This is a genomic window from Paenibacillus harenae DSM 16969 (genome assembly GCF_000422465.1).
Taxonomy (GTDB): domain Bacteria; phylum Bacillota; class Bacilli; order Paenibacillales; family Paenibacillaceae; genus Pristimantibacillus; species Pristimantibacillus harenae.
On record NZ_KE383843.1, the window covers coordinates 699,884 to 721,175 of the forward strand.

Annotated in this window: 23 protein-coding genes, 1 pseudogene and 1 riboswitch; of the genes and pseudogenes, 10 read left to right on the top strand and 14 right to left on the bottom strand. The window is 51.6% G+C overall.

Going from position 1 to position 21,292, the window contains the following annotated elements; all coding sequences use genetic code 11:
- The first annotated feature begins 60 nt into the window (after positions 1 to 60).
- Entirely contained in the window at positions 61 to 375 is a 315-nt protein-coding gene (locus tag H581_RS0122625; RefSeq protein WP_028611995.1) for a hypothetical protein, read from the top strand.
- Between the two features lie 131 nt (positions 376 to 506).
- Here H581_RS0122625 and H581_RS0122630 read toward each other — a convergent pair whose 3' ends face one another.
- From H581_RS0122630 to H581_RS0122645, 4 genes are all read right to left on the bottom strand, one after another.
- On the bottom strand, positions 507 to 1,472 hold the full coding sequence (locus H581_RS0122630) for an aldolase catalytic domain-containing protein (protein WP_028611996.1): 966 nt from the start codon (positions 1,470 to 1,472) through the stop codon (positions 507 to 509).
- Positions 1,473 to 1,561: 89 nt separating this feature from the next.
- On the bottom strand, positions 1,562 to 2,602 hold the full coding sequence (locus tag H581_RS0122635) for a hypothetical protein (protein WP_028611997.1): 1,041 nt from the start codon (positions 2,600 to 2,602) through the stop codon (positions 1,562 to 1,564).
- A gap of 147 nt (positions 2,603 to 2,749) precedes the next feature.
- Positions 2,750 to 3,496, bottom strand: a complete 747-nt coding sequence (locus tag H581_RS0122640; protein WP_028611998.1) for a GTP cyclohydrolase II — start codon at positions 3,494 to 3,496, stop codon at positions 2,750 to 2,752.
- 32 nt (positions 3,497 to 3,528) lie between these two features.
- Positions 3,529 to 4,293, bottom strand: a complete 765-nt coding sequence (locus H581_RS0122645; RefSeq protein ID WP_028611999.1) for a dioxygenase family protein — start codon at positions 4,291 to 4,293, stop codon at positions 3,529 to 3,531.
- 251 nt (positions 4,294 to 4,544) lie between these two features.
- Here H581_RS0122645 and H581_RS0122650 point away from each other — a divergent pair, with 251 nt between their 5' ends.
- Positions 4,545 to 4,877 carry a winged helix-turn-helix transcriptional regulator gene (locus H581_RS0122650; protein ID WP_028612000.1) on the top strand — a complete coding sequence of 111 codons (333 nt, stop codon included), beginning with the start codon at positions 4,545 to 4,547 and terminating at the stop codon, positions 4,875 to 4,877.
- 58 nt (positions 4,878 to 4,935) lie between these two features.
- Positions 4,936 to 5,099: riboswitch (cyclic di-AMP (ydaO/yuaA leader) on the top strand.
- A gap of 3 nt (positions 5,100 to 5,102) precedes the next feature.
- Positions 5,103 to 5,528 carry a hypothetical protein gene (locus H581_RS0122655; RefSeq protein ID WP_028612001.1) on the top strand — a complete coding sequence of 142 codons (426 nt, stop codon included), beginning with the start codon at positions 5,103 to 5,105 and terminating at the stop codon, positions 5,526 to 5,528.
- Positions 5,529 to 5,681: 153 nt separating this feature from the next.
- Here H581_RS0122655 and kduD read toward each other — a convergent pair whose 3' ends face one another.
- Genes kduD through kduI form a run of 3 tightly spaced genes read right to left on the bottom strand, consistent with a single transcriptional unit; the run spans position 5,682 to position 8,092 of the window.
- On the bottom strand, positions 5,682 to 6,437 hold the full coding sequence (gene kduD, locus H581_RS0122660) for a 2-dehydro-3-deoxy-D-gluconate 5-dehydrogenase KduD (protein WP_028612002.1): 756 nt from the start codon (positions 6,435 to 6,437) through the stop codon (positions 5,682 to 5,684).
- A gap of 4 nt (positions 6,438 to 6,441) precedes the next feature.
- On the bottom strand, positions 6,442 to 7,236 hold the full coding sequence (locus H581_RS0122665; RefSeq protein ID WP_028612003.1) for a DeoR/GlpR family DNA-binding transcription regulator: 795 nt from the start codon (positions 7,234 to 7,236) through the stop codon (positions 6,442 to 6,444).
- 25 nt (positions 7,237 to 7,261) lie between these two features.
- Positions 7,262 to 8,092 (bottom strand): 5-dehydro-4-deoxy-D-glucuronate isomerase, encoded by an 831-nt coding sequence (gene kduI / locus H581_RS0122670; RefSeq protein ID WP_028612004.1) that lies wholly within the window; start codon positions 8,090 to 8,092, stop codon positions 7,262 to 7,264.
- A 201-nt stretch (positions 8,093 to 8,293) separates the two neighbouring features.
- Here kduI and H581_RS0122675 point away from each other — a divergent pair, with 201 nt between their 5' ends.
- Genes H581_RS0122675 through H581_RS0122685 form a run of 3 tightly spaced genes read left to right on the top strand, consistent with a single transcriptional unit; the run spans position 8,294 to position 9,820 of the window.
- A complete protein-coding gene (locus H581_RS0122675) occupies positions 8,294 to 8,890 on the top strand; it encodes a TetR/AcrR family transcriptional regulator (protein WP_028612005.1) in 597 nt (198 codons plus the stop codon).
- A gap of 14 nt (positions 8,891 to 8,904) precedes the next feature.
- On the top strand, positions 8,905 to 9,366 hold the full coding sequence (locus tag H581_RS0122680; protein ID WP_028612006.1) for a DUF2269 family protein: 462 nt from the start codon (positions 8,905 to 8,907) through the stop codon (positions 9,364 to 9,366).
- 13 nt (positions 9,367 to 9,379) lie between these two features.
- Positions 9,380 to 9,820 carry a DoxX family protein gene (locus H581_RS0122685; RefSeq protein ID WP_028612007.1) on the top strand — a complete coding sequence of 147 codons (441 nt, stop codon included), beginning with the start codon at positions 9,380 to 9,382 and terminating at the stop codon, positions 9,818 to 9,820.
- Positions 9,821 to 9,826: 6 nt separating this feature from the next.
- Here the strand turns inward: H581_RS0122685 and aroC are convergent, their stop codons facing one another.
- A complete protein-coding gene (aroC, locus tag H581_RS0122690; RefSeq protein WP_028612008.1) occupies positions 9,827 to 10,882 on the bottom strand; it encodes a chorismate synthase in 1,056 nt (351 codons plus the stop codon).
- A 22-nt stretch (positions 10,883 to 10,904) separates the two neighbouring features.
- Positions 10,905 to 12,257: a 3-phosphoshikimate 1-carboxyvinyltransferase gene (aroA, locus tag H581_RS0122695; RefSeq protein ID WP_028612009.1), complete on the bottom strand. Its 1,353-nt coding sequence runs from the start codon at positions 12,255 to 12,257 to the stop codon at positions 10,905 to 10,907.
- Positions 12,258 to 12,366: 109 nt separating this feature from the next.
- On the opposite strand from aroA, the gene H581_RS0122700 reads away from it, so the two are divergent.
- The gene (locus H581_RS0122700; protein WP_028612010.1) at positions 12,367 to 13,257 is read left to right on the top strand and encodes a LysR family transcriptional regulator; all 891 of its coding nucleotides are present in this window, start codon (positions 12,367 to 12,369) and stop codon (positions 13,255 to 13,257) included.
- A gap of 350 nt (positions 13,258 to 13,607) precedes the next feature.
- Here H581_RS0122700 and H581_RS0122710 read toward each other — a convergent pair whose 3' ends face one another.
- From H581_RS0122710 to H581_RS0122725, 4 genes and pseudogenes are all read right to left on the bottom strand, one after another.
- Complete coding sequence (locus H581_RS0122710; RefSeq protein WP_028612011.1) at positions 13,608 to 14,366, bottom strand: ankyrin repeat domain-containing protein; 759 nt, start codon at positions 14,364 to 14,366, stop codon at positions 13,608 to 13,610.
- Between the two features lie 21 nt (positions 14,367 to 14,387).
- A complete protein-coding gene (gene thyA, locus H581_RS0122715; protein ID WP_028612012.1) occupies positions 14,388 to 15,221 on the bottom strand; it encodes a thymidylate synthase in 834 nt (277 codons plus the stop codon).
- 167 nt (positions 15,222 to 15,388) lie between these two features.
- Positions 15,389 to 15,556: pseudogene (locus H581_RS35095) on the bottom strand (tRNA-binding protein); the annotation flags it as partial.
- Between the two features lie 529 nt (positions 15,557 to 16,085).
- Complete coding sequence (locus tag H581_RS0122725) at positions 16,086 to 16,676, bottom strand: YqaA family protein (protein WP_028612013.1); 591 nt, start codon at positions 16,674 to 16,676, stop codon at positions 16,086 to 16,088.
- Between the two features lie 222 nt (positions 16,677 to 16,898).
- Between H581_RS0122725 and H581_RS0122730 the strand changes: the two genes are divergently transcribed.
- From H581_RS0122730 to H581_RS0122740, 3 genes are read left to right on the top strand one after another with little or no spacing between them, the layout of a single operon-like run.
- Complete coding sequence (locus H581_RS0122730; protein ID WP_156889665.1) at positions 16,899 to 18,041, top strand: MGDG synthase family glycosyltransferase; 1,143 nt, start codon at positions 16,899 to 16,901, stop codon at positions 18,039 to 18,041.
- Entirely contained in the window at positions 18,031 to 19,233 is a 1,203-nt protein-coding gene (locus H581_RS0122735; RefSeq protein ID WP_028612015.1) for an MFS transporter, read from the top strand. The genes H581_RS0122730 and H581_RS0122735 overlap by 11 nt, the downstream gene beginning before the upstream one ends.
- Before the next feature lie 21 nt (positions 19,234 to 19,254).
- Positions 19,255 to 19,794 (top strand): phosphatase PAP2 family protein, encoded by a 540-nt coding sequence (locus H581_RS0122740; protein ID WP_028612016.1) that lies wholly within the window; start codon positions 19,255 to 19,257, stop codon positions 19,792 to 19,794.
- 9 nt (positions 19,795 to 19,803) lie between these two features.
- On the opposite strand, the gene H581_RS0122745 is transcribed toward H581_RS0122740, so the two are convergent.
- The gene (locus tag H581_RS0122745) at positions 19,804 to 20,982 is read right to left on the bottom strand and encodes a metallophosphoesterase family protein (protein WP_245600114.1); all 1,179 of its coding nucleotides are present in this window, start codon (positions 20,980 to 20,982) and stop codon (positions 19,804 to 19,806) included.
- Between the last annotated feature and the right edge of the window lie 310 nt (positions 20,983 to 21,292).

The following is a 21,292-nucleotide window of genomic DNA, read 5'->3' on the forward strand; positions in this document are numbered from 1 at the left end:
GGCATGCGGCGAGTAAAGCTCGGACTGCCTGTCAAGCAATGTATACGGGAGGACCTTATCGTGGAAACATTTGAACTTATCGCACTCGAAATATCATACCAGCAGCATACGAAGCCGCTCTCCTTCACATCCGCTGAGCTTGTCCGCGTGACGGAATACGGCAGCCGCCTATGGTATGTCGATCTTAACGGATTGGGCGACCGCGAGCTGCTGGCCTGGTTCGGGCAAAGCGAGGACATAGAGGTGCAGTTGACAGCCGTTGCGGGAGGCGGCCAAGTCTTTCGGGGCAAAGGTTTTTTTCATCCGAACGAGCTTCATCGAGCGGCAGCCATTCGCGGCGACGGCGAGCTTATCGAGCAGCACGAGCAGGCCTAGCAGGCGGATGCTTCACTGAATCATTCGCTGCACGCACGTAATACAGTTGCATGGAGCAGATGCGCCATCCGTCATGTAAAAAGCTGCCCAAAGGTCATCATTTTGACCTTCGGGCAGCTTTGTTGTCCGGTTTATTTTTTGCTGTGCGCGATCTCCGGTGTCGTAAGACGGTCGTAGAATTCCACGCCTTTGTCTTTGTCTTCCGAGCTGCGAAGCGCCATTGCGGAACGCGGGTGCTCATCCAAAATGCCTGTAATCATGTAAGGGATGATGTAGCCCCATTCTTCCTTCTCGCGAAGCGGAATCATAAATTTCTCGATCATGTCGAGAACGGGACGGATGTTGTATTTCGTGTTCTGAAGCTCGGCTACAAGCAGCTCCGTATTGCAGTTGCCGGCCGCGCGGCCCATGCCGTATACGGAAGAATCAAGCAGCTCGACGCCATTCTCCGCCGCAAGCAGCGTGTTCGCAAATGCCAGCTGCATATTGTTGTGCGCATGAACCCCGAGACGCTTGTTCGGCAAATGCTGCTTAAATTTATCGACAAGATAGTTCATGTCATTCGGCTTCAAGCTGCCATACGAGTCAACGATGTATACCACGTCTACGACGCTCTCGTTGATCAGCTGGAACGCTTCGACAAGCTGGTTCTCCATCACATTCGAGAGCGCCATAATGTTAAGCGTCGTCTCGTAGCCGCGTTCGTGGAACACATTCACGAGCTCCAGCGCCTTATCGACGTCCTGGATATAGCAGGCAACGCGGATCAGGTCAAGCAAGCTCTCGCTGCGCGGCAAAATGTCGTTCTCATCCACGCGGCCGATATCAACAAGCGCGGAAAGCTTCGTATTGCCTTTGTTCGGGATGACTTTCTTCAAGAAATCATCGTTCAGAAAACGCCAAGGGCCTGCGCTTTCGGCTCCTTTGAGCAGTTTCGGTGAGTTTTTGTAGCCGATTTCCATATAATCGACGCCTGCTTCGTTCAAGCTCTCGTACAAATGCTGAACGAACTCGACGCTAAAATCCCAATTATTTACGAGTCCGCCGTCGCGGACCGTGCAGTCAACAATTTTGCAATGGCTCGTTTTAGATTGCATGCGTTGTTACTCCTTTTATTGTGAACATGAGTTCAGTTTTTTTTCATTTTACTTGAAAAGGAAATAGAACGCAAAGTGTTTTTGTCGGATTATAGCGATATCAGTAACTTCTCCGCCTCTGCCGTCAGACCGTCGCGGAACTCCTTAACGGAAGGCAAATCGGTAAGTTCTCCATCCTTCTCCTCAACGACCCGCTCATCGGTTTCTGCAAGCAGGGTCAGGAATTTTGCCGTTAATCGGCCCGTTGCGGAATCGGCTGCATCCGCTACCGTGGTCATATAGCTCGTTTTGACTTCTTCCTGCAGCTTAAGGGTTTCACTATCGTAAATCGGAGAGTTGATCTGTCCATTCAAATATATGGTCAAATACCGTTCCAGGTAGAGGATCTTCACTTCTTCGCGCTCCGGCGAATCTTTATATTTCGCGAGGTATTGCTCCGCAAGCAGCGTACGGTCCGCTAATTCATCCCAAGTAACGGCAAGTCCGCCGTCTTTCACCGTCGCCTTATCGGATTCAGCCGCTTTCAGCTCGATGTAGGCGTTCATCGGCTCCGACAGCTGCTTCCCGTAGCTCTTCTGGAAGCCGTAATCGACGATCGGATAGATTGAGGCTTCTACGATTTCCAGCTTGTAGCCGCCCTTGTAAGCGTCCTGCGCCAGCTTCCTCGCCGCTTCATCTTTTATCGCTGCCGCGGACTCCTTCGTAATCGGCCACTTCTCTTCCAACAAAGCTTTCTGTATTCCCGTTGCAAAGAAAGGTTCTTGCGCCGCTTCCAGGTTCGTATCATAGTATTCGTGTAATTGACGCAGCATAGCGTCGGCCGTCACCGGGTTCGCGTCAGCAATATGCCCGTCAATGAATGCCGTTATAGCCGAAGCGTCAGAAGCGTCTTTGACAACGGCTTCGAGCTGGCTCAGCAGTTCCCGATCCTCTTTCCCGCCGTCTGTCCGGGCAGGAGGAGCTTCACTCGTTGCCGGAGGGGTAGCTGAATGGGGTCCTGTGTTATTATTCCCCGCATTCCCGTTATCACCCGCGCCGCAGCCCGATACTATCAATACTGCCGCCAATGAAATCCCGATCAATACTCTCTTCCACTTCGAGGATATTATAAGACCCTCATTCTTCATCATCCATCCATCCCTTCATCTCTATACGTTTAAAAAGCTTCGCATATATAAAGACGTCTTGGCCTCGAAAAATGTTAGCAAGCAAAATAAACCATTTTCCCGCTTCGCGGTAAAATGGTTTATTACTTGATCTGAGCCCGATTATAGAGCTTATTTGACAATCTTTTGCGGCTCCATGCCGAAGTGGCCGGAACGATTCATCTTCGTTTGGAGATACTTCTCGTTATATACGGACGCGTTGCCCCACAGCGGCACCCGGCCCGCGACGTTCATACCGGCGCTGCGCAGCGCGTCCACCTTGCGGGGATTATTCGTAATGATCGACACCGGAAGTCGGCGCAGCAGCTTCAGAACGGCGATCGCCTCTCCGTAATCGCGGCCATCGTCGGCGAAGCCGAGCTCCGTGTTCGCGTCAACGGTATCGAGACCTTCCTCCTGCAGCAGGTAGGCTAACGCTTTGCTGAACAACCCGATCCCCCGTCCTTCGTGATTGGCCAAATAGAACAGGGCGCCTGATCCGTGCTCCGCGATAATGCGCATCGATTGCTTTAATTGGAAGCCGCAGTCGCATCTTGCGCTTCCGAATATATCGCCCGTATGGCAGATGCTGTGCATCCGTATGAGCGCATCCGCGTTATTTTCAAAGTCGCCGTATACGAGTACGCTCGATTGCTGGAGGTCCGCATAGGAGATACGATTCAAATCTTCAACCAGCCGCTCCGCGGACCGTTCCTCTCCCGCTTCTCTCCGAAGCCAGCTGTACCAGTGAAAAATTTTCGTCTCGCCGTCGAGCTCGACAGGCAGCTTAACCGGGCCGACCACGTAAATATCGTCTCCGCCATGCTGCGTCCGTTTTATTTTATCTTTAATAATGGCTGCAATGTTTGGTTTAATCATGCGGTTACACCTTCTTTGGAAATAAGTATAGTTTAAAATTGCATCGACAAATAGCTCAATGTTCCAAATTCATAGCTGCGGTATATAACCTTAGGAGTACTTGCCGGATTGCCGGCCCCCATCGCGATATAGAGAGGAACAAAATGCTCTGCGCGCGGTACTGCCAGTTTAGCATGCGGCGCAAGCTGTTCATACTGGAATAACGAACCGGTATCCCGGGTATTCATTTTCTCGATAAGCCACTCGTCAAATTCGACCGCCCAGCTCTCCGGCTCCTTCTGTCCCCACTTGACCATACGCAGATTATGAACGGTGACGCCGCTTCCGATCAGTAAAATACGATGCGAGCTTAAACTTCTCAGCGCTTCTCCGATCTTGTACTGCTCCTCCGCGGAACGGTACGGATTGACCGATGCTTGCACGACCGGCACATCCGCCTTCGGAAACATATGCTTCAGCATCGTCCATGAGCCGTGGTCCAGCCCGCGGTCCCGGTCATATTCGACGGGAATGCCGCTGCCGCCCAGCAGTCGTCCGACAAGCGCCGCCGTCTCGGTTGAGCCTTTGGCCGGATATTGGACTTGATACAGCTCATCCGGAAATCCGTGAAAATCATAAATCGTTTCGTACTCATCGTCCTTCGACGAGATCGTGATCGCTTCGGTTTCCCAGTGAGCCGTAAAAATAACGATAGCATCCGGCTTCAGCTCCGCTCCGGTTTGCGCAAGAAACTTACTATATTCATTTTGCTCAACGGCAAGCATAGGCGATCCGTGCGCAAGAAATAAAGGCTTCATCCAGTTTCCTCCTCTACATACACTTACTATTTGTAACTAATTATAATTTTACAACTTAAGATAGTCAAGTAATTAACATTATCCAGGTGTGCTTGTATATATATGATATTGGAGTTATACTGTGGGGAACAAGCATAAACGGGTGTCGGCGTCCTTGTCAGAGGACGCCAACCGTTTCGTAGAGAATTCTAAGCGCATATAAGTACTGAACTTATAAATTCTTAGAATTTACAAAAGAGGTGATTATAAGAATGGAACAGTCAAACCTTTGTCCCCGTTTCCAGAAGGGAATGGACATCATTAGCAAACGCTGGACCGGCCTTATTATATATCAGTTGTTGTCCGGCCCGCAGCGATTTTGTGCCGTTCAGTCCGCGCTTCCGATCAGCGGCAGGCTGCTCTCGGAGCGATTCAAGGATTTAGAGAACGAAGGAATCGTCGACCGGCATGTCTATCCGGAAATTCCGGTTCGCATTGAATATTCATTAACGGAGAAAGGCCGGGCGCTTGAACCGGTCATCCGCGAAATACAGGTTTGGGCGCAGGATTGGATTAAAAAGGACGAGACAACTGGGAAATGTTGATAGGCCTCGTGAATGAGTAGGTTTACAAAATGGCTTTACAGGTTTAAAATTAAAAGGTAAACCAATTACGCTGAATTTTTCGAATGAAAAAACGGGGGAACCAACGCGAGCGTTCATTCATCGCTTCGCAAGGGGTGAATCCGGGGATTTGTAACCCCGGTAGGGCATTCTCTCTTGCCCGAATCCGACAGCTAACCTCGTAAGCGAAAAAGGAGAGGTGTATTTATGTTGTTTCAATCCGCAAGTCATGTTCCTTATTTCTCCGAACACTCCCCTTCCTTATCTGTCTCGCGCATCGAACTGTTTGTCATTCCTGCTCTAGCCATTGATTCTGCCGGTTATCGCGTTTGTCTTCGTTTGACAACGAATGCGGGCTACGGCTGGAGCGAACTGTTCGTAGACGAGAACGATGAAATGATCGAGCTCGAGCAATGGAGCGATATTCTTCTTGCTTTCATCGGCCAGATCAGCTTGCCGCCGCTGCAGGATTGCGAGTACGACAAGACTGCTCTTACCGGCCGTGCACTCGATTTATTCGCAGCCGCCGTTAACCATGTCATCGCTACATCGGCCGCTCAAGCGCCGGTTGCAGCAGATTCGGAGGAATATGTGTTACGTCAACGCGCCGTCAACTATGTATCGCTATTCTAATGAAAAACGAGTGGAAGGGCGATCAACCTGCCGGGTTGAAGCGCATCCTGCCACTCGTTTTTCATTATTCCTTAATTGATCCGCATATCCATTCCCTCTTGAAGGACGATCCGCTTGATCACCGGCCCATAATCTACCGAATATTCCGCCCGCTTATCTAACCAGCCATCCGCCGTCAACCGCCATAATATGACCGTTCATATAATCGGATGCGGACGATGCCAGAAATACGGCAGGTCCGACCAGATCTTCGGAGGTTCCCCATCTGCCTGCAGGAATCCGCTGCAAAATTTGCGTGCTGCGAACAGGGTCCTCGCGAAGCGCTTCCGTATTGTCCGTGCTCATATAACCCGGTGCAATCGCATTAACCTGCAGGCCTTTGCTTGCCCACTCGTTCGCAAGCGCCTTCGTAAGGCCGGCAACCGCGTGCTTGCTGGACGTATAACCGGGAACGGTAATACCGCCCTGGAAGGAGAGCATCGAAGCGACGTTGATGATTTTTCCCGAGCCCCGCTCGATCATGTGCTTGCCGGCTAATTGGCTAAGCACGAATACGGAATTCAAATTCACATCGAGCACTTCCTGCCAATCCTCGTAGCTGTGTTCGGCAGCCGGCGTTCTGCGGATAATCCCCGCGTTGTTGACCAGAATATCGATGCGCCCAAGCTCATCAACCGTTCTCTCCGTAATGCCGGCCAGCTTCGAGCGGTCGCCGATATCCGCTTGAATCGTAATCGCTTTGCGTCCAAGCGCACGAATGGCTTCCGCCGACCGGTCCGCAGGCGTACGATTCGTTACGAGCGCCACATCGGCGCCGGCCTTCGCAAGCCCTAGCGCGATCGCTTCCCCAAGCCCGCGGCCCGCTCCCGTTACGATAGCTGTTTTTCCCGTCAAATCAAACAAACTCATCGAATCACACCTTCCCTTTGCCGCGCTTTCCGTTATCCGGCAGCGCCGCCTTCATCATCCGGATATGCTGCGCTTCATACTTCGCCGCCGTCTCCGGATCGATTCCGTCATCGGTGATGATGAAATCAATTTCCTTGAGCTCGGCAAACGTAATTAATGCGCCCTTGTCGAACTTGCTATGGTCAGCAAGACAATAGACTGTTTTCGCGTTTTCCATATAAAGCTTCTTCAGCTTCGTCAGCTCTTCCGTAAATATCGTCAATCCGTATTCCAAATGAACGCCGGTCGTGGACAGAAACAGCTTATGGACGTTCAATCGTTTGATCCATTCATGCGATTCCGCGCCGATCAGCACATTATTATGCCTGTAGCCGCCGGGAACGACAAGCCTGACCTGATCCTTTACGGTAAGCTCGCGAATGATAAGCAGATCATTCGTCAGCACGGTTACGGGGATATTGGGAAGCCGCTTGGCCATCTCCAGCGTGGTGCTGCCTGCATCCAGCGCGATAATATCGTTCGGCTCGATGCATGTCAGCGCAAGCGCCGCGATCGCGCTTTTCTCCTGCTGATGTTTACTGTTCGGGAATTGCAGCGGGTACAAGCTGTCCTCTCCGCTTTGGTCCAAGACCGCGCCGCCATGCGTCCGCTTGAGCAGCCCTTTCTCCTCGAGCTTCTCCAAGTCCTCGCGGACCGTCTTCTCGGTCACCTGGAATTGCTCGCTAAGCTCGGACACCTTCACTGCTCCAAGCTGTTCCAGTTTCTCTATGATTTTGCGATGCCGTTCAGCAGCAAGCATATTGCACCTCCCGTAGCGAATGGTTCTATTTCAGCTCGCTTGCAGGTACGGCGTCCATGTCCGTGAAGGTATAGTTCTCGCCTGCCATCGACCAGCAGAACGTATAATTGCTTGTGCCGACGCCGGAGTGAATCGACCATGGCGGCGAGATAATCGCTTGATCGTTCCCCACGACGAGATGTCTTGTCTCGGACGGCTCTCCCATCATGTGGAACACGCGCGCATCATCGTTCATATCGAAATAAAGATAAGCTTCCATGCGGCGGTCATGCACATGCGAAGGCATCGTATTCCAAACGCTGCCCGGACGCAGGCTTGTTACGCCAAGCATCAGCTGGCAGCTTTGAATGCCGTCCGCGTGAATGTATTTATAAAGAATGCGCTCGTTCGATGTCTCTTGCGAGCCGAGATGAGTCGGATTAGCTTCCTCCATCGTCATTTTGCGGGTCGCGATCTCGGCATGCGCCAGGGCGGAGCAGAAATACAGCTTCGCAGGGTTCGATTGATCCAGGCTCGACAGCAATAGCTGGCGCTTGCCTTTGCCGACATACAGCACGTCAAGCTTATTCAGCTCATAGGTCTCGCCTTCAACGGTAATTTTCGCCGGTCCGCCGATATTAAGAAAAGCGATTTCACGGCGCTCTAAGAAATATTCGGTCTTTAACGTGGCCGAATCCTCAAGCTCAAGCGTTTCCTTTACGGGAACCGCTCCGCCGATGACCATCCGGTCATAATGCGTATAAGTCATTTTGACCTGATCCTGCACAAACAGGCTTTCAATGAGAAATTCACTGCGCAGGCGTTCAGTTGTATATTGCTTCACATCCGTAGGGTTCGTTGTGTGACGTACTTCCATCGTATAAAAACCTCCCAAAAAGTTTGTATTTGTTCGTTTATTATAATATCACACATTAACAAACATAAGAAGAGTATTTTACAGAAGGCAGACATACAGAAGAATCGACAAAAATACCTATTTACAAACCGTTGGTCGGTTTATATAATGGGATATACATACAATCGTGCATCGGCTGCACGCGCGCAAGGAGGGGTTATTTTGAAGCAGGAGGAACGCAGGAAGCTAACGACCCGGCTGCTGCTGGATTCGACCAAAGAGCTTGTACGGGAAAAAGGCTGCCATGCCGTCACCATGAAGGACATTATGATGCAATCGGGATTGTCGAAGGGAGCGATCTTCCATTACGTGAAAGCCAAGGATGATATTTTCGCATGGATCTTGCAGGAACAGTTGGAGGAAACCAATGAACAATTTATGAATGAGGTGGAGCACGGCGGCAAAACCTTCGACGGGCCGATGCGCCGCCTGGCTGACCGTTTTACGACTCTGGCCGATGCGAAGGACGTCACCAACCAGGTATTCATTTATTTACTCGGCAAGGAAGATCAGCCTGCGGTTGCGGAAGCGCTCAAGCAGTTTTATGAACGGTCTGTTCAATTATCCAGGAAGTGGATCTTGACCGGCCAGCGGCACGGGGTTATTTCGGAATCCGTTGACACGGATAAAACAGCCGAAATGTTCGTCCTGTTGTCGCTAGGTTTACGCGTCCGATCCTCTCTGCCGTTTGCTTCGCCGTCGTTCCATATTGCTGATTATTCATCGTTTATCGCCGGTATTTTGACATCCAAAAAGTAAAGGAAGTGAATGGGATGAGCTTCTGGTTATTGCTGCATATAATAGGCGTTGTGTTATTCGCGGGGAATGTGATTACGGCTGCGTTCTGGAAGGTTCGGGCGGATTTGTCGAAAAATCCGGCTATCATTCATTCTGCGGTCAAAAACGTCATGCTTGCCGATTACGCGTTCACTCTTCCGGGAATTGTACTGATCGTCGTATCGGGGATCGCAATGACCGTACAGGCGGAAATGAAGCTGAACGGCTTGAACTGGCTTACCCTGTCGCTTATCTTGTTTGCCGTTACCGGCGTGATCTGGGCGGCCGTGCTTATTCCGCTGCAGCGAGCGATGATTCGCCATAGCGCAGAGTGCCTCGGAAGCGGAAGCATCTCGAAAGCCTATCGGCAGGCTTCCCGCAACTGGGCGGTGTTCGGGATCGCAGCGACGCTGCTGCCTCTCGTCATACTGTATCTGATGATTATGAAGAGCATATAAGGGAGGGCTGCATGTGATACCTTTCTATGCGCTTGTTCTTTCATTCGTGCTGCTCCGGATATCGGGTCTGCTCGGATTGTCCTATTTCGACGGTTGGCATACGCCGCTTCAGGGAGCGGCAGCCGTTATGCTGCTGCTTACCGCATCGGCCCATTGGGGCAAACGCCGGCCAGACCTCATCCGAATGGTCCCGGCTTTTCTTCCGAAGCCGGACTGGATGGTGACAGCCACGGGCTGGCTGGAAATTGCCGGAGCTATCGGCCTTCTGTTCCCGGCGACCTCCCGCGCGGCTTCCATCTGCCTGACGCTGCTGTTCATCGCCATGTTCCCTGCCAATGTCCGGGCAGCGCGGGAGCGATTAACGATCGGCGGGCGTCCTGCGCCTAAGCTGCTTGTACGTACCTTGCTTCAGATCGTGTTTATCGCGGCGGTTCTGTTCGCGGGCTGGCTATGATGGATTTTACCCCATCATCGCCGCCTGCCGCTTGAACTGATCCTCCAGCACCAAGCAAGCCATTGCCTCGACGACGGGCACGATTCTTGGGCAAATGCACGGGTCATGCCGGCCAATCGTCTGAATCCGCTGCTCTTCCCCGCCAACATTCATCGTCCGCTGCGGAACGGAAATTGAGGAAGTCGGTTTGACGGCGATCCGGAAAATGATTTCCTGTCCCGTACTGATGCCGCCGGTTATGCCGCCCGAATGGTTGCTTAGAAAGCCGTCTATGCTCATCTCATCGTTATGCTCGCTGCCAAGCATGGAGGCGGCGGAGAAGCCGGCGCCGAATTCGATGCCTTTCACCGCACCGATCGACAGCATAGCCTTTGCCAGCTCCGCGTCCAATTTATCGAATACCGGCTCCCCAAGACCCGGGATGACGCCGCGGATGCGGCATTCGACAACTCCTCCGCAGCTGTCGCCGGCCGCAGCCAGCTGTTCGATCCTGCTTATCATTTCCTCCGCCGCCGCAGGGTCGCATGCGCGGACGGCGTTTTGCTGAGTGGCCTGCTCATCAAACGTCCGGCAAGCAATTCCTCCAATTTCTTTCGTATAAGCCGTCACCTGCACGCCTCTGTTCTCCAGCAGCCTGCGCGCTACCGCCCCTCCTGCCACCCGGCCAGCCGTTTCTCTGCCGGATGCCCGTCCGCTGCCTCTGTGGTCGCGGATGCCATACTTTTGCAGGTAAGTAAAATCCGCGTGGCCGGGGCGAAAAGCATGCTGAATCCCGCTATAAGCTTCCGGTCTCATGTCGTGATTATGCAGCATGACAAAGAGCGGCGTACCCGTCGTTTTTCCCTCAAACACGCCCGACAAAATTTGGACAATGTCATATTCCTTGCGCGGCGAGGTTACGGAGGATTGCCCCGGCTTCCTGCGGTCCATTTGAATTTGAATATAAGCCTCGTCGATCGCAACGCCAGGCGTTACGCCGTCTACGATCACTCCGACCGCGGCGCCATGCGATTCGCCGAAGGTCGTGATTTTGAACATCTCGCCAAATGTGTTTCCAGCCATCCTTAGACAAACCTCCTAATGTTCAATACTCGATGCAAAGACCCAAAGCCGACATCCGGTCAAAAAAATCAGGGCATGTCTTCGATACGCAGCCCGGGTCCGCTATGCGAATCCCTTCTGCCTTCGCGCCGATAAGGGCCAGCGCCATGGCCATCCGGTGATCGTCATGAGAATCCAGCAGCGCCGGCTCCGGCCGGCCCGGATAGACGGTTAACCCATCATCATGCTCGTATACTCGAATACCGAGCTTGCGAAGCTCCGAACAAATGGCGGCAATCCGATCGCATTCATGATGCCTGATGTGCGCGGCATCCGTCAGCGTAACCGGTCCGTCGGCGAATAAGGCCATGGCCGCAACGGTGAGCGTTTGGTCCGACCACCTTCTCATACTAACCGTAAAATCTCCCTTCAACTGCTTCGTCCCGCGCACTTCAACGAAATCCTTTCCGCGGACAACGGCGCAGCCCATACGCTCCAGCAGGTCCAGCATCTCGATATCCGGCTGGCGCGTGATTGCGGCGTCGATTCCTTCAATCCGTATACGCCCGGCCGTAAGAGCGGCAAGCGCCCAGAAATAACAGCAGGTCGAAACATCCGGCTCAAGTTGAATCGGCCTGCCCTTATACCTTCCTGCCGGTACGGTTATCGATCGGCCGTTAGCCGAAACCTGTGGCGCGGCACCGAAAGCGCGCATCATTTCGAGCGTCATTTCGACGTAATCCCGCTGCACGACCTCCCCGTCGATGCGCACCGTCACCGGTTCTTTGGCGTAAGGGGCTGCCAGCAGCAAGCCGCTTATAAATTGGCTGGAAGTCGCACCCGGCAGTACCGCCTCGCCGCCTTTCAGCCCAGTCGCTTTCAGCGTAAACGGGAGAGACTGTCCTGATTCCTTAAACGCAATGCTGGCACCTAGCTGGGATAACGCATCCAACAGCGGGGCAAGCGGCCTTTCGCTCATTCGTTTGCTTCCTCTCATGGTCCAGGCCCCGGTACCTGCAGCCAGTACTCCGGGCAGGAAACGGGCAGCCGTACCTGCGGCTCCAACGTACAACTCGCCCGACTGATTCGGCCAATTTCCTTCGCAGCCTTCGATTCGAGCTGATTCTCCCTCGATCTCCACCCGGACGCCGAGCTTGGTTAAGCAATCGATGCACCAGTAAGAGTCGTCGCTTCTTAATAACCCGTCTATCCGCGATGTTCCCTCCGCTATTGCAGCTAGGATTAATGCGCGGTTCGTCATGCTTTTGCTGCCCGACAACCGGATCGTCCCGTCTACAGCCTTGGTTGGAGGACTGACGGCAACCGATTGTTTATCGTTATTTGTCGACCAGGGTGAACGGGCTTCCAGATCCGGCGTATGCGGCATTCGTTCCATTTGCTTCACCTCTCCATTTGATTGAATGATTTAACATGATTATAATGAGGAGAGTGAAATAAATGAAATCATAATATTCGAGTCATGTCATAGAGAGGATTTATGCCAAATGATAAACCTGGAGTGGTACCGTATTTTTCTCCATACCGCACACAACGGAAACTTTACGAAAGCCGCGCAGCAATTGCACATTACGCAGCCGTCGGTCAGCTATGCCATAAAGCAAATGGAGGAAATGCTGGGGCTTAAGCTGTTCCACCGGTTGTCCAAAGGCGTTGAGCTGACGGAGGAAGGGCGGGCGCTGCTTGCCTATGTGGAGCAGTCCTTCTCTATGCTTGACGCTGCGCAGAAACATGTGCGGGATTTGAAACAGCTGGCGGAGGGAGAAGTCCGGATTGGAGCGAGCGATTCGCTGATCAAGCATCTGCTGCTGCCGCAGTTGAATAGGTTTCACAAGGAATATCCGGGTATCCGGATCCGGCTTACCCATGGCAAGACACCCGATATTGCGCAGCGGTTAAGAGAAGGCCGGATCGACTGCGCAATCGTACATCTGCCGATTCACGATCCGGAGCTGGATGTGCAGCCTTTGGCGATTTTGGAAGATTGCTTTGTGGTTGGGGAGTCTTATCGGGAAAAGCTGGAGGGGCGTACCTTATCGGCAAACGAGCTTGCGAGTCTTCCTTTGCTCCTTTTGTCGCCCGGAAGCAGCACGCGCGTATTCGTCGAGCAGTGGTTTGCCGCAAGGGGCATTCCGGTGAAGCCGGATATGGAACTCGGGAGCATCGATCTGCTGTCGGAGTTCGCGAAGCTGGGCTTCGGGGCTGCTTTCATAACCCGTTCCTTCGTCGAGGAGGAGCTTGCGACGGGGGAGCTGATCGAACTTCAGTTGGACGAAACGCTCCCTCCCCGCAGCATCGGCTTTGCCGTTCGCAACGGCAAGCCCCTATCGCTAGCGGCTGAGCGTTTCGCCCGGATGCTTGAGACTCATAAAATATGAATAAAGGAGCATAAACTTGCATGTCGCTCCTCTACTATTTTGCCGTCAATAAAGAATGGCCGGTCGGACCATTCGGCCTTAAGAAACCAACTGAACAAATGATTTACATCAGCTGCCGTCGCTGCGAGATCAAATCATTCTTTCGATCGCTGTTGCAGCCAAATGGTTTTTGAATAGGTAAATCCTGTTAGGGTGACCATTCGGTCTGCAAAAAGCGAACACTTCGTTTCTCCAGAACGATTTGCTCTCTCCGCTCCACGCTTTCGTTTCTTTTGTTCAACTTTTATAGATTGCACCCATCAACTCATGCATCCATTAAAATACCAAAATAAGATTTTCCAGACACAAGCTTACTTCAATTGTTTAGCCGACTTAGCGCCGAGATCCAGCAACCATTGAACCAGTTCTTCCGAGCCGTCACGCCGGGCCGCGTCTAGAGGACTCAACTCTTCCCAATCCGGTATCCAGTTCAAATCTGCACCCCGCTCGAGAAGAAACGCCGCGCAATGCTTTTGCCCGCCATGGCAAGCACCCCAGAAAGCACGAGTGATATCTTCCTTGTCAGGCGGGCAGTCACCTGCGAAAAAAGCTTCAACGCGATCCAATAGTCCGAGCGTCGCAGCGTCATTCAATGTGGTCTTGGCACCGTGCTCGATCAGCCGAAACGCCGCCTCCCGTTGCTTGAACGCTCTCGCGTCCGCTAGCGGCGTCCCGCCCCCGATGACCGCACCGTCCGCCTCAATATCGGCGCCCGCTTCAATCAGCGCATCGAGTACTTCGACGTCGTTGCAGCTCGCTGCCCAGTGAAGCGGCGTCTCGCTGTGGAAACCGACAAATCTGGCGTTCACATCGGCGCCGGCCTCTACCAGCGCAGTTACTGTCGCAGCGCCGTTCGGAAAGTGGCCGGGCCAATCCGTTGCCACATGCAGCAGAGAACGCAGCATTCCGCCGTCACAGCGATCGGTCATACGCTCCCCTAGCCATGCAGTCGCGAGCCCGGGATTTTCTTGCAGCAGGCGCTTCAGCGTTTCAAGGTCCCCGGTATGAATTGCTTCAACGACCGCAGCCGCAAGCGGCTCATCGGGAAGTATAATTTCATAAGCAGCCAATAGAATCAATCTCCTTCTGATTTAGATTGCTATTTCCAACCTCATGGAAGGATGGTGCTGATAATCAATAAGCTTGAAATCGTCTATCGTGAAATCATCTATGTCGTTGATTTCCGGATTTATCCAAAATTCCGGAGCAGGATATGAATCCTTCGTGATCTGTTCTTGCAGCGGTTCCATGTGCCGCTCATAGATATGTGCGTCATTCAAGTTAAAAGTTAACGTGCCCAGCTGATAACCTGTTATTTGCGCGATCATCCGCTGCAAAACATAATATTGGAATACATTAAACGGATTGCCTAAGCCGATATCGTTGGACCTGGCATTAACGATTAGATAAAGCCTTCCTTGTTTCACAATCCACTGGTTATTCCAAACACATGGATATAACTCCATTTGGTCAAGCTCGTCAATATCCCATAGCGAGATAACATGTCTTCTGGATGCCGGGTTGTTTTTCAATTGATCGATTAAATGATGGACTTGATTCGTCATCTTTCCGTTTATCATAACAGGCTTTCCTAATTGATAACCGTACGCCTTCCCGATATTATTGCTATCGTTTGTCCATTCCTTCCAAATCGTTACCTTATTCTGGTCGAGGTATGCGCAATCGCTTGTCCTCTTTACATAAAACCAGAGCAGCTCGTGGATTGCGCTCTTCCATGGAACTCTTTTGGTCGTTAGGATCGGAACCTCGGTATTGTCATACGAAACCTGCTTGCAAATGACGCTTTTCGTGTATGCCGGCGTACCGTCAGCCCACACCGTTCTTACTGCTTGCTCTTTATCCCATATGCCATGCTTTAAAATATCTTGTACTAGATTTTTATAGATTTCATCTGCAGCCGACATGATTTTCTCTCCTAACTTCACAGAGTGATAATTAATTATTATTCCCGCTAACTTCGCAAATTCCTTTTAAATGGATGCTGATCCTATTGATTTCGGTCCATTAGGCGTCAAAGCCTCTTCAGCGCAAATCATAGGGAATTCTCTGCGTTCCTCCCGTCCGAATAGTGTCAAGCAATGGGCGTTCCGTTCTCGACCTCTATATCCGGCTTTAGCAGCACGACGTCTCCATCTTCCGGAGTCGCGCCGAGTACAAGTACTTCCGATTTGAATCCTGCAATGCGTCTTGGCGGAAAGTTGACCACGGCTGCAATCTGTCTGCCGATCAGCGAGTCCGGATCATAACTGCGAGTGTCAGCGCCAGGTCCCCGCTTCAATCTCGCTCTGCGAACTCTCGGCAGCCCTGGATTATTGAGAAAAGGCAAACGAAAGCCGGCTTAGTTTAAAATCTTGAAACTAAAAGGTTTTTTTTCGCTGAATTCATGGAGTTAATTTCAAACTTTGATCCTAAACAACGGAATCGGTGATACTCATGACGGATGGAGTGGTATAGTTTCAGTTCTCGAAACTAATCGGCTGACGAAATCGATTGCCATCGAAATTAATTTCAGTTTTTGACACTTACTTTACGTTACTTGCTACTTATGCGCTTATCCCTAACTATACGCACCATTTATCTACAATCGCTGTAACTCATCATTTCCTGAACACTAAGCAAACGGCAATTGCGGACGGGAAAATCCCGCCCGGACTGCCGGAGGTGAATGGATGATGTCCAGACTTTTCCGTTGTATGAGACGGAAGGGACTTGGCATTTATTTCGTGCATAAAGGTATGAATTTGTTAGGACAAGCCCCCTTCGCTTTCCTATATCGCCTCGTCACGACTCAATTGCGACTTCTTCTTCGCATGTCTTCTTTTCAGCAGCAAATAGATAATTACAATCGGAACAGCGCCGATGAAGATATATAAGGAAACGTCCTTGACCATGCCTTCCGCCGCTCTGCCGTACATATAGAACAATAGACCGACGGCGTAAAATTTAACTGCCCGCCCAATAGCGGCATAAGCCATCAATCGCCATAACGGAAAATTCATACAACCCGACAGGATGGTGAATACCTTGAACGGAATCGGCGTGAACGAGCCGATTAGGATGGCCGTCTCTCCATTTTTCTGGAACAGTTGAGTAGCGGAGTCGATCCACGATTTCTTAAGAAGCTTGTAAAGAACGGAATGGCCAAGCACTTTACCGATTAGATAACCGAACGGCGTGCCAAGCAAACAGGCGATATAGCCTACGGTAGCCAGCCATAAGGCATTAGACGGATCTAGAAGGCTTAAGGATACTTGGAGGAAGAAAGCGGGAATTGGAAAAATAACGGCATCCGCGAATGCATGGATAAACATCCCCCAAGCGCCGTAATCCATTAAAAAATCGATGATACTCTGAAACATGGCTGCATACCCCTATCTGGAAAATCACATATTCTCGCCAATCTTCCAATTATTATATGGTAATGGTAGCCCTCCAAGCCCGTTTAAACAATAAGTCCGGGTCCAGTTTCCTTCTAGTCCTGAGACCAGGTTCATTTCCGCCGACGGTCCATTCCCTAATCATGCCCGGCTTGCGTATGCTAGAAGCTGTCATGATCGAAATGAAAGCGTAAAGGCGGGAGAATGGTGGATAAATACCGGAATATTCTTATTCTTACGGCAAGCTTCGGGGATGGTCATCTCCAAGTATCACAGGTAATGGAACAGGCGTTCAATCGCTTGGGGTATTCTTCCGTGCGAATTATCGATTTATTGCAGGAGGCGCACCCTGTTCTAAACGCAGTAACCCGGTTTGTCTATCTTCGCAGCCCGGTCTTCTCTGCGCTTGGATTCGATTATTACGGCTGGAGCTATTATTACACCCGTAACTTAAAAACGAACAGCGTGCTGGCAAAGAGGATCAATCGTCTAGGCATGAGGCGCCTGCTTGATGTTATCCGGGAAGAACAGCCATCCGCTATCGTACTCACTTTCCCGTTCGGAGGCATATCGGATCAGCTGCGAAACCAGATGTTCAATATCCCGATTTTCACCATCGTAACCGATTTCGGCTTACATAACCGTTGGTTGTATACGAATTCCCAACAGTTCTATGTGGCGACGGAAGATTTGAAGCAATCGATGATCAAGTCCGGCGTTCGAAGAGACCGAATTACAGTAAGCGGAATCCCGGTTCGCGAGGCATTCTGTGACACTATGCCCCATGAAAGAATGCCGCACCACCGCTCGATCCTCGTGATGGCGGGTGCGCATGGACTTCTTCCGGACATTAGCATGATGATCGGGCAACTGCTGCTAATCCCTGACGTGGAAGTGATCATTGTGTGCGGTAAGAACAACAAGCTGAGGAGGGAGCTGGAGGACCAATTCAAGCGCAAGCCTCAGGTTCGACTGCTCGGTTATGTTCACAAGCTCCATCAATTCATGCGGAACGCATCCTGCATGGTGACGAAAGCCGGAGGCATCACGTTGTCCGAGGCTATACAGCTCCGCACGCCGATATTGATCTTTAAGCCTTTTCCCGGACAAGAACGGGAGAATGCGTTGTATTTGGAAAATAAGGGAGCTGCTTTCGTGTGTAACGACGTTGCCGAATTGAAAGAGCAAGCAGAGAGACTGCTCGGCGATACGCCGGAGAAACAAATGACGCGTGAGAGCTTGCGTTCGCTGAACTATGGACACGCCGCCATTACGATTGCCGGCGACATTATTCGAAGGCAACAAGCAACTATTTCCGAAGGGGAATCCATCGTAAATGAAGCATAAAAGGGCTGAGGACTTATCAACATCTTTTCTAAAGCTGGCAGCTGTTTTATTTTTGACGGAGACGGCTAGGAGCGCATTTTTACTCTCTTTTTTGCCTGCATACGCGGAAAGTCTCCATATTTCCATTGCCATGGTCGGGGCTGCCGTATCCGTGCACTATGTGGCGGATACCTTGATTAAAGTCGTCGCCGGTTACATTCTTGATCGTTTTCCCGCACGCTTCATCCTGCACGGATTTCTTCTCATCGGCGCGATCGGCTTATGCCTCTCCTATTTCGGCAGAGAGCCTTGGATGTTAATTTGCGGCGCAGCGCTGCTTGGCATTGGGGTTTCCCCGGTCTGGCTGCTCGTTCTGAGCAGAGTGAAAGAGAGTCGTCGCGGAACGCAGATGGGTTCGATTTATACGGTCTGGCTCATTTCTCTCGGACTTGGTCCTGTTGCCATTAACTTCGTCATCGACCGCGGGTTTGCGTTGTCTTTTTGGTTAATGGCAGGCTTATGGCTCGTCGGCTGGCTCGTCGCAGCCGGATCGAACATGGAATATAAACCTGCGGGCAGCAAACGCGTGATGCCGCTTATGAGGCAGCTCGAACGTATGCGGAATAACCTGATTCTGATGAAGCCGCTTATTCCGGGGATGGTATTGCAAACGGCCGCTGCCGGCTTGCTCATCCCCGTGCTGCCTGCTTTCGCTTCTAAACATATGAATTTGAGCTATTCGAATTATTCGCTCGTACTGATCGCCGGAGGGCTCTTCACCGTTTTATTCTTGATTCCGATGGGGCGTCTGTCGGATAAGTGGGGGTACCGCCGATTCTTGATCGCAGGCTTTGCAGTTTTATCGCTTGCGCTATTTTTATTGCTGTACGCTTATGATTTCTTCAGCACGGTCCTGTTGGCCGCCCTGCTGGGCATTGCCTATTCAACCGTACTGCCGGCCTGGAATGCATTAATGTCTCATTATGTTCAATCTGACCACAAGGCGACGGACTGGGGGATTTTATCCGGGGTCGAGGGGATCGGTGTCATGATCGGCCCGATCGTGGGCGGCTGGATTGCGAGTCAATACAGCGAACCGGTAACGATCGCCGTCAGCGCGACCTTGCTGCTGGCTATCGCCGTATTCTATCTGTTTAACCCGATACGCGGCAGAACTGTTCAGACAGCAGACAGCAGCAGTGAACGACTTTGAAACGGATGAAGGTGCGCAGATATGTTAAAACGTTTTTTGGAGCGGTTTCAACATCATGATAACCGTATATTTTACTGGTTCAATCGCAGAATCAGCCATTCGCGTTTGGATCGGTTCCTTGCGCTCTTCACTCATATGGGGGGAGCGGTCTTCACGATTATGCTGACGCTGTCGGTAGCGTTGTTCGCATCCGAACCATGGAGCGGCGCGGGCTGGCAGAGCTTTGCCGCTTTGTCCGTTAGTTTTCTTATTACAACGCTGATCAAGAAGAAGCTGCAGAGAATCAGACCCTGCCTGGTGCTTGACGAGGCGAAGGCGGTCATTTCTCCGCTCTGGGATCCTTCATTCCCATCGGGCCATTCTACAGCTGTCTTCTCGGTCATTACGCCGTTCTTGTTTGTATCGCCATGGTTGACTCTCTTGCTGGTACCGCTGGCAGCGACCGTTGGATTATCGCGTATTTATTTAGGGATGCATTATCCGTCGGACTGCTTGGCCGGCTGCTTTGTCGGAACAACCACAGCTTTGTTTATCGTCTATGCGATGGGTATGCAGGCTTAATTACAAGCCTTAGTTCGCCGTCAGATCTATGCCGTAATCCTTCGCGAACACCAAATGGGTGTCCACCTTGACATCGTTTCCAGCGGACTGCAGATTGTACACGCGGGCGCCGCGCAGCCTGTTCCGCTCCGCCCCTTCCAGCCCGTATGCGCCGAAGCCCGTGCTGCCGCAGTAACCGAGCATAACGCCGTAATAATTGCCGGAGTACGTGTTCACATGATCATGTCCGCAAAATACCCCTTTCACGTCACCCCGCTCGAGAATAGCGGAGAACATGCCGCTGTTAATCGGGCCGGGGCATTCCTCCTCGTTCCTTTCGCCCACGATGCCATGACGCGCTACTGCTCTGGCATGATCGGCGTCCGTTCTGCCGTCCACGCTGGCAAACCACATAAACCGGTACTCCCACAGCGGGATATGAATGAACATGAGCGACGGAATTTTCCGGCCAAACTTTCTCTCAAGCGCCTCGGAGGTTTCCGTATACCAGTTGACCTGATTGTATCTAAGCCAATCCCAATCCGGGTACCCTTCGAAGCTTTGTCCGGCGATTTCCTTCGGCGCGTACCGGCCGGCGTCGAGCAGCCACAGGTTGAACACGGGATTCTTGCTGTTATGACCGCCGATCAATATATTCATATTGCCTGTTCCGGTAATGCCCTTCACGCCTTTATCGTTCCTGTTGTATGTATAGGAGCGATAGAGTTGAAGCATCGCTTCCTCGTCGTAGCCGCTGTTCGGCATAGAATCCTGGTCATGATTGCCGAAGGTAATCGCCCAAGGAATGCCGCGATCCTCCATCGGCATCGCAATGTTGTTGATCGCCTTCTTCACTTCGTCCGGCGTGTCGGTTCCGCCGGTAATGTTGTCCCCGTTCAGCACGACAAAGTCCGGTTTCTGGTCGTCCAGCACCTTCTCCATAAGCTCCACGGTGCGGGGATCGATATCCTCATCATCTTGAGTATCGTTGAACTGTACGATTTTGAACGTACCGTCTGCGCGAAATTGCAGCTTTACGTCGCCGTGCGGTTTATCCTTCTCTTTCTCGTTCTCCTTCGCGGAAGCGGTGCCTGACAGCAAATCCGACGGAAATCCCGAAGCCCCTGCAGCCAGCGCCAACGCGCTTAATCCGCCGATTTTCAAAAATTGCTTCCGGTCCATGCCCTTCTGATCCATTCCGTTGCTCAAGTGAATACCTCCTAGTAAAGTTTCGATCGTCAAAACTTGTCTTCGAGAGTGTCGTGAACAGTTCCACTTTAGCCGCTGAAATCGATGTTTATGTTTGCTGCATGATAAGTCTGTGTAAATCGGTGAAAATGAGATTTCGGTCGCAGGCCTCAAGTCGCACCCTTTCGTTCCTCTGTAAATAAAGTCCTGGTTGGCAGGCGGAGCTTTATTATAACCGCTCATTCCTGACAACATCATGTCAGCGTTCATCCCGAATGAGAGAGCAACATTGTGAATGCAGCCTTATGTTAAAACTAAATGGCAGCAAATA